Origin of the sequence: Ancylobacter sonchi, from assembly GCF_018390695.1 — a bacterium.
Classification (GTDB): domain Bacteria; phylum Pseudomonadota; class Alphaproteobacteria; order Rhizobiales; family Xanthobacteraceae; genus Ancylobacter; species Ancylobacter sonchi.
This window is the reverse complement of sequence record NZ_JAHBGF010000028.1, coordinates 787,716-803,681: the sequence shown is the minus strand read 5'-3', so window position 1 is coordinate 803,681 and position 15,966 is coordinate 787,716. Positions and strand designations below refer to the sequence as shown.

Sequence of the window (15,966 nt, the reverse complement as noted above, 5' to 3'; positions counted from 1 at the left end):
CCCCGGTCTGTTCGTCTTGCAGCCAACGCTACCAGTCGCAGAGGGCAGGGGCGCTGGCCGGAGGCAGTGAACCTTCGCGAGCGCTAACCGGACATCAGCGACGCCGGCCGCGTCAATCCGTGCCGTTACGGCCCGGTCGCCGGACGGTTGCCACCCTGCCGCCGTTCGTACAGCCAACCGCGCGTGGCATGGAGGCCGGCTCGCCGTGTCCAGCCATCATCGCAAGCTCCAACTGGGCATCCGCGACATGGACGACACCATTCCATGCCATCCCGCTCGACAGGAGCGGCAGGCGCAAAAGGGCACTCGCCACTTTGCGACCCGCCCGGGCGAAGGGGCACCCCGCCTGAACTCCTCGGGCCGGCAAATGCGGTAGAGGTGACTGCCTCCACCGCTCGTCCTCATCGGACATTCCGCCGCCGGATTGGCCGCATCGTACACCTCACTGCACATCGCGGCGCGTCGAGACGAGGGGTTCGGACTACTCCGCCGCGTCGGGCCGCTTCTTCATCGGGCGACGCGCCAGCACCTCGGCGAGGAAGCGGCCGGTATGGCTGCGCGACGCCTTGGCGATCGCCTCCGGCGGCCCTTCGGCGACGATTTCGCCGCCGCCGTCACCGCCTTCCGGCCCGAGATCGATCACCCAGTCGGCGGTCTTGATCACTTCGAGATTGTGCTCGATCACCACCACCGTATTGCCCTGCTCGACCAGTTCGTGCAGCACTTCCAACAGCTTGGCGACGTCGTGGAAATGCAGGCCCGTGGTCGGCTCGTCGAGGATGTAAAGCGTGCGCCCGGTGGCACGGCGCGACAATTCCTTGGAGAGCTTCACCCGCTGTGCCTCGCCGCCCGACAGCGTGTTCGCCTGCTGGCCGACTTTGATGTAGTCGAGCCCCACGCGGGAGAGCGTCTCCAGCTTCTCGCGCACCGCCGGCACCGCCTTGAAGAACTCCGCGCCCTCCTCGACGGTCATGTCGAGCACGTCGGCGATCGACTTGTTCTTGAAGGTGACCTCCAGCGTCTCGCGATTGTAACGCTTGCCCTTGCAGACGTCGCAGGTGACGTAAACGTCTGGCAGGAAATGCATTTCGATCTTGATGACGCCGTCGCCCTGGCAGGCTTCGCAGCGGCCGCCCTTGACGTTGAAGGAGAAACGCCCGGGGCCGTAGCCGCGCGCCTTCGCCTCCGGCAGGCCGGCAAACCACTCGCGGATCGGGGTGAAGGCGCCGGTATAGGTCGCAGGATTGGAGCGAGGCGTGCGGCCGATCGGCGACTGGTCGATGTCGATCACCTTGTCGAGCTGCTCCAGCCCTTCGAGGCGGTCATGCGGCGCCGGCGGCTCGGAGGCGCCGTTGAGCCGGCGTGCCACCGCCTTGTAGACGGTGTCGATGAGCAGGGTCGACTTGCCGCCGCCAGAGACGCCGGTGACCGCGGTGAACAGGCCGAGCGGCAGCTCGGCGGTGACGTCCTTCAGATTGTTGCCGCGCGCGCCCGCCACCCGCAGCATCCGCTTCGGATTCGGCTTGCGCCGCTTGGGGACCGGCACGCCGAGTTCGCCGGTAAGGTATTTGCCGGTCAGCGAATTCGGGTTAGCAAGTATCTCCGGCGGCGTGCCCTGTGCGACGATCTGCCCGCCATGCACGCCGGCGCCAGGGCCGACATCGACCACATAATCGGCGGCCATGATGGCGTCCTCGTCATGCTCCACCACCACGACGGTATTGCCGAGATCGCGCAAGCGCTTGAGCGTGCCGAGCAGGCGCTCATTGTCGCGCTGGTGGAGGCCGATGGACGGCTCGTCCAGCACATAGAGCACTCCGGTGAGACCGGAGCCGATCTGCGAGGCGAGGCGGATGCGCTGGCTCTCGCCGCCCGACAACGTGCCGGAGGCGCGGGCGAGGGTGAGGTAGTCAAGCCCGACATCGAGCAGGAAGGCGAGGCGCTCGCGGATCTCCTTGAGGATGCGCACTGCGATCTCGTTCTGCTTGTCGGTGAGCTGGCCGGGGAGGGTGGCGAACCAGTCGAGTGCTGTGCGTACCGACAGCTGCGCCGCCTGGCCGATATGCGAGCCGGCGATCTTCACCGCCAGCGCTTCCGGTTTCAGGCGATAGCCGTTGCAAGCGGCGCAAGGCACGTCGGAGAAGTATTTGCTGATCTCCTCGCGCGCCCATTCGCTCTCGGTTTCGCGCCAGCGACGCTCGAGATTGGTAACGATGCCCTCGAAGGTCTTGGAGGTCTCGTAGGCGCGCACGCCGTCATCATAGATGAAGCGGATCGCCTCGCTGCCGGATCCGTGCAGGATGACGCCGCGCACTTTCTCCGGCAGCTCCGCCCAGGGCGTGGTGAGCTTGAAGCCGTAATGGCGGGCGAGGGCGTCCAGGGTCTGGCCGTAATAGGGTGAACTTGACTTCGCCCAGGGCGCGATGGCGCCCTGCTTCAGCGTGCGCGCACCGTCGGGAACGATCAGGTTGGGATCGATCTTGCTCTCATGGCCGAGCCCGTCGCAGGTCGGGCAGGCGCCGAACGGATTGTTGAAGGAGAACAGCCGCGGCTCGATCTCGGGAATGGTGAAGCCGGAAACCGGGCAGGCGAATTTTTCCGAGAAGATGATGCGCTTCTGGCTGCCGTCCGCCTCGGTCTCGTCGGCGAACTCGACCACCGCGATGCCGTCGGCGAGGCCAAGCGCGGTCTCGAAGCTGTCGGCGAGGCGGCTCGCCATGTCCGGGCGCACGACCAGGCGGTCCACCACCACGTCGATGTCGTGCTTGAACTTCTTGTCGAGCGCCGGCGCCTCGGCGATCTCATGGAAGGCGCCGTCGATCTTGACGCGCTGGAAACCCTTCTTCTGGAACTCCGCCAGTTCCTTGCGGTACTCGCCCTTGCGCCCGCGCACCACGGGGGCGAGCAGATAGAGGCGGGTCTTCTCCGGCAGCGCGAGCACGCGGTCGACCATCTGGCTGACGGTCTGGCTCTCGATCGGCAACCCGGTGGCGGGTGAATAGGGAATGCCGACGCGCGCCCAGAGCAGGCGCATATAGTCGTAGATCTCGGTGACCGTGCCCACCGTCGAGCGCGGGTTCTTCGAGGTGGTCTTCTGTTCGATGGAGATGGCCGGCGAGAGGCCGTCGATCTGGTCGACGTCCGGCTTCTGCATCATCTCCAGGAACTGGCGGGCATAGGCGGACAGGCTTTCCACATAGCGCCGCTGGCCTTCGGCATAGATGGTATCGAAGGCGAGCGACGATTTGCCGGAGCCCGACAGGCCGGTGAACACCACGAGGCTGTCGCGAGGGATCTCGAGGTCGACATTCTTCAGATTGTGCTCGCGCGCGCCGCGAATGGTGATCGAGCGGGCGTCGCGGCGCGACGGCGGCGGAAGGTCCTTCATTCCTGTCTCTCAATCCCGGTCCCAAGGGGACAGCACGAAAGCACCCGATCCCCCGGTGGGCGGCATGGCCGTCTCGGGGAGGGTGCTCGTGCTTGCTGCATGGCGTCAAACATAGTGTCGCTCGGCCGAAACGTCATCGGGCTTGCGTGGCACTATGCACGATGATACGAACATAACAAGAACATTGTTTGGGCGACAGGGTCGGCGACTTTGGCTTCCGGTGCCGACGCGGTGCCAAAGATGTGGACGAAGGCGTCGCGAGTCCGCCGATGAGCGGCGCCGTGGTCTATACTCATCGATCCTATACGGCAGACGGATTTTGGAGGACGGAATGGCCGGCAGCGTCAACAAGGTGATCCTGGTCGGCAATCTGGGCCGCGATCCGGAAGTGCGGACGTTCCAGAACGGTGGCCGGGTGTGCAATCTGCGCATCGCTACATCGGAGACGTGGCGCGACAAGGCCTCGGGCGAGCGCCGCGAGCGCACCGAGTGGCACAGCGTGGTGATCTTCAACGAGAACCTGCTGCGTATCGCCGAGCAATATCTGCGCAAGGGCACGAAAGTTTATATCGAGGGCCAGCTGGAAACCCGCAAGGCCACCGACCAAGCCGGCGCCGAGCGCTATTTCACCGAAGTGGTGCTGCGGCAGTTCCGCGGCGAGCTGACCATCCTCGACAGCCGCGGCGGCGGTGAGGGTGCCAGTGGCGGCGACGATTACGGCGCGGGCAGCAGCGATTTTGGCTCCGGCGGCGGCTCTTTCGGTGGGTCGTCCGCCCGAGGCTCCTTCGGCGGCGAGCGCAAGCCGGCGGCGGTCGGCGGCGGGGCGCCCTCGCGTGGCGGCTCGTTCGGCGGCGGCAGCAGCAGCGACATCGACGACGAAATTCCGTTCTGAGCTTTCGATCTGCACGGCGAGTGCATGTTCTCGCCGCTGCGCGCGACCGCGCTTCCGTCTCGACTCCGCTGCGGTCTTCGTGTCGGGCGCTGAGCGGTTCCAACCTTGTCGGGCCTGATGGAGGGAGCTTCCCTTCGTCGGCTCGCAGGTTGCGGTTCGATCGTTTGAGTGCAGAAGGCAGGCCCGTCGACCAGCGGCCGGCGTGGTCGGGGCGGCACCGGCGACGGTCGCGTATGTGAGCTGCCGGTGTGTCGGTGTGCTTGATTCCTCAAGTGCATGATCCCTCGAGGGCATGATCCCTCGAAGGTGATCATGCGAGGCCAACCTCTCACTGTCGGGCTTATCGTCGCCGGGTGGGCTCAGGGCGGCAGCCGATCGGTGTTGGCGGGTTACGCTGTCCGTCGTCGCGGGCGTGGCCGGGGTGCCGGGGAGGCGGCCCTGAACGCCGCCGTGGCCCGGATGACCTCGCAGGGTCTACAGCCCGAATGCCGTCTTCACGCCATCGATGACGAATTGGACGGCGAGAGCGGCGAGCACGACGCCGAGAAGCCGCGTCAATATGGCGTTGCCGGTGATGCCGAGCCAGCGGTTCACCCGGTCGGCGGCGAGATAGACGATCAGGCAGCTGGCGATCACCATGAGTGTGATGGCAAACAGCGCACCGAGGCGGGCGCCATCGCCTCGCGCTTCGCCGGCCAGCAGCATCATGGCGGTAATGGCGCCCGGCCCTGCCATCAGCGGAATGGCGAGCGGAAACACCGCCAGATTGTGCAGGAGATGTTCGCGCATCGCTGCATCGGTGGCGTCGGTCTTGCGCTCGCTGCGTCGCCCGAACACCATTTCGAACGAGATGGTGAACAGCAGCAGCCCGCCGGCGATGCGGAAGGCGGGCAGGGTGATGCCGAGCGCGGCAAGCAGCGGCGCGCCGACGAGGCCGAACAGAGCGAGGATGGCGAGGGCGATCGCCGAGGCGCGCCAGGCGACGTGGCGTCGTTCCTCCGTCGACAGGCCGGTGGTGACGGCGAGGAACAGTGGCGCGAGGCCGATCGGGTCGATGACCACCAGCATCGTGACCGCCGCCGATATGACGTAATCGAACATGCCGTGACGGGTCCCTCGATGCCGCCAGGGCGTGGGCGGTACGGGTGCATCTTCCTATGAGCGGGACCCGAAGGGGAAGGTATTTTCGGTCCCGTCGGCCATGGTTCCGCCACCTTTTGAGCGGGCTTCAAAAACGCCGTTGCAAGTCATTGGTATTGCTTATGAATTAACGGCTGTCGCGGAGTCGTCGCGCTGGCGTTGGCGAGCGGAATCGGATAGATAAAACAACTCAATAAGCAATCTACGGAAAGTCGCTTCCTTGTCCGATTCCGATACGCTGAGGCCCGAGGACGAAGGTCCTTCGGATATCCGGCCCGTTTCGATCACCGAGGAGCTCTCGCGCAGCTATCTCGACTACGCGATGAGCGTGATCGTCTCCCGCGCGCTGCCCGACGTGCGCGACGGCCTGAAGCCGGTGCATCGCCGCATCCTGTTCTCGATGCGCGAGAACAACTACGTCCCCGAGCGTCCCTACAACAAGTCCGCCCGCGTCACCGGCGACACGATGGGCAAGTACCATCCGCACGGCAACCAGGCGATCTACGATGCGCTGGTGCGCCTGGCGCAGGACTTCTCCATGCGTCTGCCGCTGATCGACGGTCAGGGCAATTTCGGCTCGATCGACGGCGACCCGCCGGCGGCCGAACGCTACACCGAGGTGCGTCTCGCCCGGCCGGCGCTGTCGCTGCTGGACGATCTCGACAAGGACACCGTCGACTTCCAGGACAATTACGACGGCCGCGAGCAGGAGCCGACGGTCCTGCCGGCGCGCTTCCCCAACCTTCTGGTCAATGGCGCCGGCGGCATCGCTGTGGGCATGGCGACCAACATCCCGCCGCACAATCTCGGCGAGGTGATCGATGCCACCATCGCCATGATCGACGAGCCGGATATCGATGTGGAGAAGCTGCTCGACATCCTGCCCGGCCCGGATTTCCCGACCGGCGCGCTGATCCTCGGGCGCAGCGGCATCCGCCAGGCCTACATGACCGGCCGCGGCTCGATCGTCATGCGCTCCCGCGCCACGGTGGAGACGATCCGCAAGGATCGCGAGGCGATCATCGTCACCGAGATTCCCTATCAGGTGAACAAGGCGACGATGATCGAGCGTATGGCCGAGCTGGTGCGCGAAAAGCGCCTGGAGGGCATATCCGAGATCCGCGACGAGAGCTCGCGCGAAGGGCTGCGCATCGTCATCGAGATCAAACGCGATTCGCAGGGCGACGTGGTGCTGAACAATCTGTTCCGCATGACGGCGCTGCAGACCTCCTTCGGCGCCAACATGGTGGCGTTGAACGGCGGTCGTCCGGCGGTGATGTCGCTGCTGGACCTTCTGACCGCGTTCATCGCCTTCCGCGAGGACGTGGTGAGCCGCCGCACCAAGTTCCTGCTGCGCAAGGCGCGCGACCGCGCGCATGTGCTGGTCGGCCTCGCCATCGCGGTCGCCAATATCGACGAGGTCATCCGTACCATTCGTACCTCGCCGGATCCGGCGACGGCGCGCGAATTGCTGATGACGCGGCACTGGCCGGCGCTGGATGTGGCGTCGCTGATCGCCCTGATCGACGATCCGCGCCACCGTTTGAACGAGGACGGCACCTACAAGCTGTCGGAAGAGCAGGCGCGCGCCATTCTCGAGCTGCGCCTGCAGCGACTCACCGCGCTGGGCCGCGACGAGATCGCCGACGAGCTCGACAAGATCGCCGTCGAGATCCGTGAATATCTCGAGATCCTGGCGAGCCGCGTCCGCATCCGCCAGATCGTCAAGGACGAGTTGCTCGAGGTGAAGACGCAGTTCGGCACCCCGCGCCGGACCGAGATCACCGAAGGCGAGGGCGACTTCGAGGACGAGGACCTGATCGCCCGCGAGGACATGGTCGTCACGGTCTCGCACGCCGGCTATGTGAAGCGGGTGCCGCTCTCGACCTATCGGGCGCAGCGGCGCGGCGGCAAGGGCCGCTCCGGCATGCAGACGCGCGACGAGGATTTCGTCACCCGCCTGTTCGTCGCTTCGACCCATGCCCCGGTGCTGTTCTTCTCCTCCAAGGGGCAGGTCTACAAGCTGAAGGTCTGGCGGCTGCCCATCGCCACCCCGCAGGGGCGTGGCAAGGCGCTGGTGAACATCCTTCCGCTGGATTCTGACGAGCGCATCACCTCCATCATGGCGCTGCCTGAGGAGGAGGCCTGGGGCCGGCTGCAGATCATGTTCGCCACCACCGGCGGCACGGTGCGGCGCAACGAGCTGTCGGACTTCACCAATGTGAACCGTAACGGCAAGATCGCCATGAAGCTGGAGGAAGGCGAGGCGATCGCCGGCGTCCAGCTGTGCTCCGAGGCCGACGACGTGCTGCTGACCACCGCCAAGGGGCAGTGCATCCGCTTCCCCACTACCGAGGTGCGCGTCTTCAAGGGGCGCGACTCCATGGGCGTGCGCGGCATCCAGCTCGACGAGAGCGATCGCCTGATCTCGATGGCGATCATCAGGCATGTGGATGCGACAGCGGAGGAGCGCGCCGAATATATCAAGCGTGCCAATGCCATACGGCGTAGTCTTAACGAGGTGGATGAATCAGCGGACGTCGAGGCGGAAGTTGTCGACGCGGATGCCGAGGAGGTCGATGCCGGCGGCAGCGAGCTCGGGCAGACCCGCTACGCCGAGATGGGTGCGGCCGAGCAGTTCCTCCTCACCGTGTCGCAGAACGGTTTCGGCAAGCGCACCTCGTCCTTCGAGTATCGGACGACGCGTCGCGGCGGCAAGGGCATCGTCGCCATGGCGGTGAACGACCGCAACGGGCCGCTGGTCGCCTCCTTCCCGGTGGAGGATGCCGACCAGATCATGCTGGTCAGCGATGGCGGCCAGCTGATCCGCTGCCCGGTAAACGGCATCCGCGTCGTCGGTCGCGGCAGCCAGGGCGTGATCGTCTTCAACACCGCCGAGGACGAGAAGGTGGTGTCGGTCGAGCGCGTCAGCGAGGAAGAGGGCGAGGATGAGATCGGCGAGGAGGCGGCCGACTGAGCCGCCGACCTTCTGCCGCATCATGATCCGACAATGCGACGGCGCTGGAGACGGCGCCGTTGCCGTTTGAGCGACGTGTCAGTCGAAGGGCATGCCCATGCGCCGCATCTGCGTTTTCCTCGGCTCCAATGCCGGTCATCGGCCGGACTATACCGAAGCCACCGTCGCGCTCGGCACCGCGCTGGCGCGCGAGGGGATCGGCCTCGTCTATGGCGGCGCTTCGGTGGGTCTCATGGGCGCGCTGGCGGATGCCGCGCTTGCCGCCGGCGGCGAGGTGACGGGCGTCATCCCGCGCGGCATCCTGGAGCGCGAGGTCGCGCATAAGGGGCTGGCGGATTTGCGTATCGTCGGCTCCATGCATGAGCGCAAGGCGATGATGGCCGAGCTCGCCGATGCCTTCGTCGCGCTGCCCGGCGGCATCGGCACGCTGGAGGAGCTGTTCGAGGTATGGACCTGGGCGCAGCTCGGCAGCCATGACAAGCCGTGCGCGCTGCTCAATGTCGGCGGCTATTTCGACCGGTTGCTGGGCTTCGTCGACCATGTGGTCGGGGAAGGCTTCATGCGCGAGGCGCATCGCGACATGCTGCTCGTCGCCGACAATCCCAAAGCGCTGCTGGCCCGGCTGCGGGCCTATCGGGCGCCGCAGGTCGCCAAGTGGATCGGTCGTGGCGAGCGCTGACCGACGCCCTGCGGGGTGACGCAGACGCGTCTGCCCCTTGCGTCCACCGCGTGAGCCCGCTAACCCTTGCCGCGCAACGAGAGGCTCCGCATGAGCGCCCTGCGCACCGCCTTCTATCCCGGTTCCTTCGATCCGCCGACCAATGGCCATGTCGAGGTGGCACGTGCCGCCGCGCGCATGGTCGACCGGCTGGTGATCGGTATCGGCGTGCATCCCGGCAAGGCCCCGCTGTTCGCGGCGGAGGAAAGGCTGGAGATGCTCACCGAGATCTTCGAGCCGATCGCCCGCCATGAGGGCGCGGCGTTCGAATGCATCACCTTCGCCGATCTGGTCGTGGAAGCGGCGTATCGCCATGGCGCCCGGTTGCTCATTCGCGGCCTGCGCGACGGCACCGATCTCGACTACGAGATGCAGATGGCGGGCATGAACGCCGTGCTGCGGCCGGAGGTGCAGACGGTATTTTTGCCGGCCTCCGCCGTGTCCCGCCCCATCACCGCCACCCTTGTCCGGCAGATCGCCGGGATGGGAGGCGACGTCTCGTCCTTCGTGCCGGCCGCCGTGGTCGGCCGTCTGGCCACCAAGCTGCGCCGCCCTATTTGATCGCGCACGGCCAAATCCGCAGCCGCACCGGAGTTTTCTGATGATCCGCAGTCTGATCGCCGCCTTCGCCGTCACCGCCGTGTTCGCGCTACCCGCCGTCGCCCAGACGGCGCAGGCTCCCAAGCTGCCGCCTAACGTCGATCCGCAGAACGCCATCATCATGCAGACCACCAAGGGGCCGGTGGTCTTCGTGCTGCGCCCGGATATCGCGCCCAAGCATGCCGAGCGCATCAAGCAGCTGGCGCGCGAGGGCTTTTACGACAACGTGCCCTTCCACCGGGTGATCGACCGCTTCATGGCCCAGACCGGCGACGGCCAGTACGGCAATGGCACCGGCGGTTCGCGCTATCCCGACCTGCCGGCCGAATTCTCCAACGTACCCTTTACGCGCGGCACGGTCGGCATGGCCCGCGCCCAGAGCCCGAACAGCGCCAATTCGCAGTTCTTCATTACCTTCGGCGATGCGTCCTTCCTCAACGGCCAGTACACGGTGATCGGCCAGGTCGTGTCCGGCATGGAGAACGTCGACAAGCTCAAGCGCGGCGAGCCGGTGCAGAACCCCGACAAGATCGTGTCGATGAAGGTTGCCGCCGACGTGAAGTGATGTGCGCGACACGCACCGTCATCCGTCAGATTTTTCTCAAGGAGTAACGACTATGAGCGACACCCCCGAATCCATCCTGCTGTTGGAGACCACCCAGGGCCCGGTGAAGATCCGCCTGCGCCCGGACCTCGCTCCCGGCCATGTCGCCCGCATCAGCGAACTGGCCAAGCAGGGCTTCTATGACGGCGTGGTGTTCCACCGCGTCATCGACGGCTTCATGGCGCAGACCGGCGACCCGACCGGCACCGGCCGCGGCGGTTCCGGCCAGAAGCTGAAGGCGGAGTTCAACAAGGGTCGCCATCAGCGCGGCACCGTCTCCATGGCCCGCGCCATGGACCCGAACTCCGGCGACAGCCAGTTCTTCATCTGCTTCGCCGACGCCTCCTTCCTCGACGGCCAGTACACCGTCTGGGGCGAGGTGATCGAGGGCATGGAGAATGTCGACAAGATCAAGCGCGGCGAGCCGGTGATCAACCCGGACAAGATCGTCTCCGCCAAGCTGGCGGCGTGATCGTCCGAAGCTCCGCCGGGCGGTGGTGAACCGTCCGGCAACGCTTTCGCTGAGCGGCGTCCCGGCCTTCGGATGACCACATCCGGCCGCCGGGACGCCGCTTGCATTATGTTCGTCTCTTTATTGGCCGCCCGGACGGGATCGATCCGGCCGTCGGCCTCGGCATCGAACCGATCATGCGTGTCGACCTCTTCGATTTCGATTTGCCGCCCGAGCGCATCGCGCTGCGCCCGGTGGAGCCGCGCGAGGCGGCGCGGCTGCTGGTGGTGCGCCCGGGGAGCGCGCCGGAGCTCGATGACCGGCATGTCGGTGATCTCCCCGACCTGCTGGCGCCTGGCGACGCGCTCGTCGTCAACGATACCCGCGTGCTGCCCGCCCGCCTCGACGGCATTCGCAGCCGCGCTGGCGGTTCCGATGTGCGGGTCGAGGCGATGCTGCACAAGCGGCTGGCTCCCGATAGCTGGCTGGCGCTGGCGCGGCCGGGAAAGCGGCTCGCGGTCGGCGATGTCGTGACGTTCCGCTCCGAGGACGGCGCGGCGACGCTCGATGCCGAGATCGCCGCGAAAGGCGAGGGCGGCGAGATCGCCTTGCGCTTCGCTGTTGCCGGCGCGGCGCTCGACGAGGCGGTGGCGCGGGTCGGCCATATGCCGCTGCCGCCCTACATCGCCGCGCGCCGGGCCGAGGACGCGCAGGATCGTGCCGATTACCAGACCATGTTCGCCAATGCCGAGGGATCGGTCGCGGCACCGACCGCCGGCCTGCATTTCACCTCGGCGCTGGTCGACCGTCTGACGGCGCGAGATGTCGAGGTGCATCGCGTGACGCTGCATGTCGGCGCCGGCACCTTCCTGCCGGTCAAGGCCGAGGACACGACGGGCCATCGCATGCATGCCGAATGGGGCGAGGTCTCGCAGGAGACCGCCGAGGCGCTCAACGCGGTGAAACGGCGGGGCGGCCGTGTCGTCACTGTCGGCTCGACGGCGACGCGGCTGATCGAGAGCGCTTCCGCCTCGGGCCGGCTGGAGGCCTGGCAGGGTGAGACCGACATCTTCATCACGCCCGGCTACCGCTTCCGCTTCATCGACGCGATGATGACCAACTTCCACCTGCCGCGCTCGACCCTCGTCATGCTGGTTGCGGCGCTGGTTGGCCACGAGGCGCAGAAGCGCGCCTATGCCCACGCCATCGACACCGGCTACCGCTTCTATTCCTATGGCGACGCCTGCCTGCTGTTTCCCGAAAGATCCCGATGACCGAAGCCTTCTCCTATCGCCCGCTCGGCCGTGACGGCAGTGCCCGCCTCGGCGAGGTGATCACGCCGCGCGGGGTGGTGCGCACGCCCGCCTTCATGCCGGTCGGCACCGCCGCCACGGTGAAGGCGATGTACCCCGAACAAGTGCGGGAGCTTGGCGCCGACATTCTGCTCGGCAATACCTATCATCTGATGCTGCGCCCCTCGGCCGAGCGGATTGCCGAGCTGGGCGGATTGCACAAATTCATGCGCTGGCCGCATCCGATCCTGACCGATTCCGGCGGGTTCCAGGTGATGTCGCTGGCGGGCCTGCGCAAGCTGACCGAGAAGGGCGTCACCTTCCGCTCGCATATCGACGGCGCCTATCACGAGATGTCGCCGGAGCGCTCGGTGGAGATCCAGGGCCTGCTCGGCTCGGACATCCAGATGCAGCTCGACGAATGCGTGAAGCTGCCGTCGCCGCCCGAAGACGTGGCGAGGGCGCTGCGGTTGTCGCTGCGTTGGGCGGAGCGCTCGAAGCGCGCCTTCGAGGCCCAGCCTCCCGGTCGGGCGTTGTTCGGTATCGTGCAGGGCGGCGACGTGCCGGTGCTGCGTGAGGAATCGGCGCGTGGCCTCGTCGATATCGGCTTCCCCGGCTATTCGATCGGCGGCCTCGCGGTCGGCGAGCCGCAGCATGTGATGCTGGGCATGATCGAGGTGGTGAATGCAATCCTGCCACAGGACAAGCCGCGCTATCTGATGGGGGTCGGCACGCCGGACGACATCATCGAGGCGGTGGGCCGCGGCGTCGACATGTTCGACTGCGTGATGCCGACGCGTGCCGGCCGCCATGCGCAGGCCTTCACCCGCTTCGGCAAGATCAATCTGAAGAACGCCCGCCATGCCGACGACCCGCGTCCGCTGGACGAGACGAGCGACTGTCCGGCGGCGCGGGATTATTCGCGCGCCTATCTCCACCACCTCATCCGCTGCGACGAGATGCTGGGCTCGATGCTGCTCACCTGGGTGAACCTCGCCTATTACCAGAGCCTGATGCAGGGCATCCGCGCCGCCATTGCGGAGGGGCGCTTCGAGGCGTTCAAGGCCGAGGTGAAGGAAGGCTGGGCGAGGGGCGACATTCCCGCGCGTGGCTGACGGCCTGCGCCGCTCCTCGCGTCATCCCGGATGTCCCCGGCGATGCGATCCAGGCTCTCGGGCTTTGCCTCCGGCCGGGACGACGACACTGGAACGAAAACGGCCGGACCTGCGGGTCCGGCCGTTCTTGCTTCGGAATGTCGTTCGCTCAGCCGTGCAGCTTGCCGGCGATGGTGGCGACGTGCTTGCCCTGGTAACGGGCAGCGTCGAGCTCCACCTTGGACGGCTGACGCGAGCCGTCGCCGTCAGTGATGGTGGAGGCACCATAGGGCGAGCCGCCCTTGATCTCGTCCAGGCCCATCTGGCCCTGGAAGGCATAGGGCAGGCCGACAACAACCATGCCGTGATGCAGCAGGGTCGGTACGAAGCCAAGGATGGTGGATTCCTGGCCGCCGTGCTGGGTTGCCGAGGAGGTGAACACCGAGCCGACCTTGCCGACGAGGCCGCCGGTGAACCACAGGCCGCCGGTCTGGTCGATGAAGGCGCGCATCTGGGAGGCGACGGTGCCGAAGCGGGTGCCGGAGCCGAAGATGATCGCATCGTAATCCTTCAGCTCGTCGACGGTGGCGATGGGCGCCTTCTGGTCGAGCTTGAAGTGGTTCGCCCTGGCGATCTCTTCCGGCACCGTCTCGGGAACGCGCTTCACCACGACATCGGCGCCGGCCTCGCGGGCGCCTTCGGCGACGGCTTCGGCCATCGTCTCGATGTGGCCATAGGTCGAATAATAGAGAACGAGAACCTTTGCCATCTGCGTATGCTCCTTGCATCCTGGCGTGGCCGGCAGCCCGGCTGAGGTGTTGGCAGGAAGCTAGCGGCTCGGACGGTGCACCGGAAGCGCGATGATTGACAGGGTGGCCTTGCAGAAATGCAATCGAAAGGGCGGCTCCTGTCAGGAGTGTGTCGACGACAAAGGGTAAGGTGTCGGTGCTTCTTGCCATCCGACTTCGAAACCCTTAAGCCCCGTCCCGTGGGAGCCCGTAGCTCAGCCGGTAGAGCACGTGACTTTTAATCATGGGGTCTCGGGTTCGAATCCCGACGGGCTCACCACTTAAATCCATGATAGTAGAAAATAAATTGGAGCTGTCTTGCCGCTATGAGGTCGGTGAGAGGTGTGCTTCGCGTGAGCCGGGGACTGGTTCTCTCGCTGACGGCATGACGCATGAACACGATCAGGCCGCTCTCCTCGGCTAAGCCGACGATGGCTGGCTCCATCCTGTCGATGACGACATGACATCACGGTCTCTTAGATGCGACGGCTGCTCGGCATTCGGTATCGGGGGCGTCTCACCGTGCCGCCCGGCACCAGGCTGAGGCGTGCTGATGCGGCGGGCCCGGGCGGCGGCGCGTTCGTCAGGGTGCTGCCGCTCTCAAGGCGGAAAAGGGCGACGGAACAATCGAGGTAATGCTGCCGATTCTGGCGGTGCTCCAGACCACACTCGATGCCGGTTCCTGTGGTGATCTGACATTCATCGCCGGCGCCAACGGCCGGCCTCTCACCAAGGAAGCATTTGGCAATGAGTTCGCCGCGGCGGCTCGGGCCGCGGGTGTGCCGAAGTCGGCGCACGGTGTCCAAAAGATAGCAGCCAGACGCCCAGCAAATGCCGGCGCGACGGTGGCGCAGCTAGAAGCATTTTTGGCTGGACCGGGGCACGATGGCCTCGCTCTACACGCGGAAGGCCGATCGGCAGCGCCTTGCGAAGGACACGATGCACTTGCTGGCGAACAATGCTGGAACATCTCTTCCCGCACCATCGCTTCCGGTGCGGGAAAATGGAGAGAAAGGCTAACGAAATCAGCACCAAATCAGAAAAAATGGTGCGGTCGAGAGGACTCGAACCTCCACGGTGTTACCCACTGCCACCTCAAGGCAGCGCGTCTACCAATTCCGCCACGACCGCAACCACCGGAAGCCGAACCATTGGCTGGCTCCGCGGCGCGGCATCGTCTAACAGATCGGTTCCGGCTTCACAAGGGCCGCGCGCAGCTGTGGACAGGCTTGTTCACCGCAGGGGTCGCTCCTAGAGACAGATGCCTTCCCGATCACTATCTGGTCGTCATGGAACATACCGTACCACCCGCCCGCGACGAGCTTATCGCCACCATGCTGCCGGCACCCGGTGCGCCGCCGGTGCGCTGGCGTATCGCCGATGCGCCGGTCGCCTATCCCGACGCTCTCGCCGAAATGGACGCCCTGGCCCAGGCCATCGCCGCCGGCACCGCGCCGGAGACCGTGTGGCTGCTGGAGCATCCCCCACTCTACACGGCGGGCACCAGCGCGCGGGCAGAGGATCTCGTCGATCCCGGCCGCTTCCCGATCTACGAAACCGGCCGCGGCGGCCAGTTCACCTATCACGGTCCCGGCCAGCGGGTGGCCTATGTGATGCTCGACCTCAAGCGGCGTTCGCCGGATGTCCGCCGTTACGTGGCGACGCTCGAGGAATGGCTGATTCGCACCTTGTGGAACTTCCATGTCCGCGGCGAGCGGCGCGAGGACCGCGTCGGCGTCTGGGTGCGCCGGCCGGACCGCGCCGGCTCGGACGAGGACAAGATCGCCGCGCTCGGCATCCGGGTGCGGCGCTGGGTGACGATGCACGGCGTGGCGCTGAACGTTGATCCTGATCTCGACCATTTCGGCGGTATCGTTCCCTGTGGCGTGCGCGAGCACGGCGTCACCAGCCTCGTCGATCTCGGCCTGCCGGTGACGATGGAAGATGTCGATCTTGCCCTGCGCCGCGAGTTCGAGGCCCTGTTCGGGCCGACGGTCGCGGACGACGCCGGCCGGAGCTGAG

At 66.3% G+C, this 15,966-nt stretch carries 12 protein-coding genes and 2 tRNA genes; 10 read left to right on the top strand and 4 right to left on the bottom strand.

Going from position 1 to position 15,966, the window contains the following annotated elements; translation table 11 throughout:
* Positions 1-481: 481 nt before the first annotated feature.
* On the bottom strand, positions 482-3,388 hold the full coding sequence (gene uvrA / locus KHC28_RS19115) for an excinuclease ABC subunit UvrA (RefSeq protein WP_214009887.1): 2,907 nt from the start codon (positions 3,386-3,388) through the stop codon (positions 482-484).
* A gap of 331 nt (positions 3,389-3,719) precedes the next feature.
* Between uvrA and ssb the strand changes: the two genes are divergently transcribed.
* Positions 3,720-4,280, top strand: a complete 561-nt coding sequence (gene ssb, locus KHC28_RS19110; protein WP_214009886.1) for a single-stranded DNA-binding protein — start codon at positions 3,720-3,722, stop codon at positions 4,278-4,280.
* A 474-nt stretch (positions 4,281-4,754) separates the two neighbouring features.
* Here ssb and KHC28_RS19105 read toward each other — a convergent pair whose 3' ends face one another.
* Positions 4,755-5,381: a MarC family protein gene (locus KHC28_RS19105; RefSeq protein WP_214009885.1), complete on the bottom strand. Its 627-nt coding sequence runs from the start codon at positions 5,379-5,381 to the stop codon at positions 4,755-4,757.
* Positions 5,382-5,640: 259 nt separating this feature from the next.
* Here KHC28_RS19105 and gyrA point away from each other — a divergent pair, with 259 nt between their 5' ends.
* The 7 genes from gyrA (at position 5,641) to tgt (ending at position 13,177) form a co-directional block, all read left to right on the top strand.
* The gene (gene gyrA / locus KHC28_RS19100) at positions 5,641-8,397 is read left to right on the top strand and encodes a DNA gyrase subunit A (RefSeq protein ID WP_214009884.1); all 2,757 of its coding nucleotides are present in this window, start codon (positions 5,641-5,643) and stop codon (positions 8,395-8,397) included.
* 97 nt (positions 8,398-8,494) lie between these two features.
* Positions 8,495-9,076 (top strand): LOG family protein, encoded by a 582-nt coding sequence (locus KHC28_RS19095; RefSeq protein WP_214009883.1) that lies wholly within the window; start codon positions 8,495-8,497, stop codon positions 9,074-9,076.
* Between the two features lie 90 nt (positions 9,077-9,166).
* The gene (gene coaD / locus KHC28_RS19090) at positions 9,167-9,676 is read left to right on the top strand and encodes a pantetheine-phosphate adenylyltransferase (RefSeq protein ID WP_214009882.1); all 510 of its coding nucleotides are present in this window, start codon (positions 9,167-9,169) and stop codon (positions 9,674-9,676) included.
* A 40-nt stretch (positions 9,677-9,716) separates the two neighbouring features.
* The gene (locus KHC28_RS19085; protein WP_214009881.1) at positions 9,717-10,280 is read left to right on the top strand and encodes a peptidylprolyl isomerase; all 564 of its coding nucleotides are present in this window, start codon (positions 9,717-9,719) and stop codon (positions 10,278-10,280) included.
* Positions 10,281-10,332: 52 nt separating this feature from the next.
* Complete coding sequence (locus KHC28_RS19080) at positions 10,333-10,791, top strand: peptidylprolyl isomerase (RefSeq protein WP_214009880.1); 459 nt, start codon at positions 10,333-10,335, stop codon at positions 10,789-10,791.
* A 176-nt stretch (positions 10,792-10,967) separates the two neighbouring features.
* On the top strand, positions 10,968-12,044 hold the full coding sequence (gene queA, locus KHC28_RS19075) for a tRNA preQ1(34) S-adenosylmethionine ribosyltransferase-isomerase QueA (protein WP_214009879.1): 1,077 nt from the start codon (positions 10,968-10,970) through the stop codon (positions 12,042-12,044).
* Positions 12,041-13,177 (top strand): tRNA guanosine(34) transglycosylase Tgt, encoded by a 1,137-nt coding sequence (tgt, locus tag KHC28_RS19070; protein ID WP_214009878.1) that lies wholly within the window; start codon positions 12,041-12,043, stop codon positions 13,175-13,177. Before queA ends, tgt begins: the two co-directional genes overlap by 4 nt.
* A 148-nt stretch (positions 13,178-13,325) precedes the next feature.
* Here tgt and wrbA read toward each other — a convergent pair whose 3' ends face one another.
* Positions 13,326-13,925 (bottom strand): NAD(P)H:quinone oxidoreductase type IV, encoded by a 600-nt coding sequence (gene wrbA, locus KHC28_RS19065; protein ID WP_214009877.1) that lies wholly within the window; start codon positions 13,923-13,925, stop codon positions 13,326-13,328.
* Positions 13,926-14,148: 223 nt separating this feature from the next.
* Here wrbA and KHC28_RS19060 point away from each other — a divergent pair.
* Positions 14,149-14,224, top strand: a tRNA-Lys gene (locus KHC28_RS19060).
* A gap of 766 nt (positions 14,225-14,990) precedes the next feature.
* Here the strand turns inward: KHC28_RS19060 and KHC28_RS19055 are convergent.
* Positions 14,991-15,075, bottom strand: a tRNA-Leu gene (locus KHC28_RS19055).
* A 158-nt stretch (positions 15,076-15,233) separates the two neighbouring features.
* On the opposite strand from KHC28_RS19055, the gene lipB reads away from it, so the two are divergent.
* Complete coding sequence (gene lipB / locus KHC28_RS19050) at positions 15,234-15,965, top strand: lipoyl(octanoyl) transferase LipB (RefSeq protein WP_246564960.1); 732 nt, start codon at positions 15,234-15,236, stop codon at positions 15,963-15,965.
* The last annotated feature ends 1 nt before the right edge of the window (position 15,966 follow it).

Bases quoted from the DNA above. Each gene is read 5' to 3' on its own strand.
- queA (WP_214009879.1), top strand. From the start codon at position 10,968: ATGCGTGTCGACCTCTTCGATTTCGATTTGCCGCCCGAGCGCATCGCG.
- wrbA (WP_214009877.1), bottom strand. From the start codon at position 13,925: ATGGCAAAGGTTCTCGTTCTCTATTATTCGACCTATGGCCACATCGAG.
- uvrA (WP_214009887.1), bottom strand. From the start codon at position 3,388: ATGAAGGACCTTCCGCCGCCGTCGCGCCGCGACGCCCGCTCGATCACC.
- tgt (WP_214009878.1), top strand. From the start codon at position 12,041: ATGACCGAAGCCTTCTCCTATCGCCCGCTCGGCCGTGACGGCAGTGCC.
- lipB (WP_246564960.1), top strand. From the start codon at position 15,234: ATGGAACATACCGTACCACCCGCCCGCGACGAGCTTATCGCCACCATG.
- ssb (WP_214009886.1), top strand. From the start codon at position 3,720: ATGGCCGGCAGCGTCAACAAGGTGATCCTGGTCGGCAATCTGGGCCGC.
- KHC28_RS19085 (WP_214009881.1), top strand. From the start codon at position 9,717: ATGATCCGCAGTCTGATCGCCGCCTTCGCCGTCACCGCCGTGTTCGCG.
- coaD (WP_214009882.1), top strand. From the start codon at position 9,167: ATGAGCGCCCTGCGCACCGCCTTCTATCCCGGTTCCTTCGATCCGCCG.
- KHC28_RS19080 (WP_214009880.1), top strand. From the start codon at position 10,333: ATGAGCGACACCCCCGAATCCATCCTGCTGTTGGAGACCACCCAGGGC.
- KHC28_RS19105 (WP_214009885.1), bottom strand. From the start codon at position 5,381: ATGTTCGATTACGTCATATCGGCGGCGGTCACGATGCTGGTGGTCATC.
- KHC28_RS19095 (WP_214009883.1), top strand. From the start codon at position 8,495: ATGCGCCGCATCTGCGTTTTCCTCGGCTCCAATGCCGGTCATCGGCCG.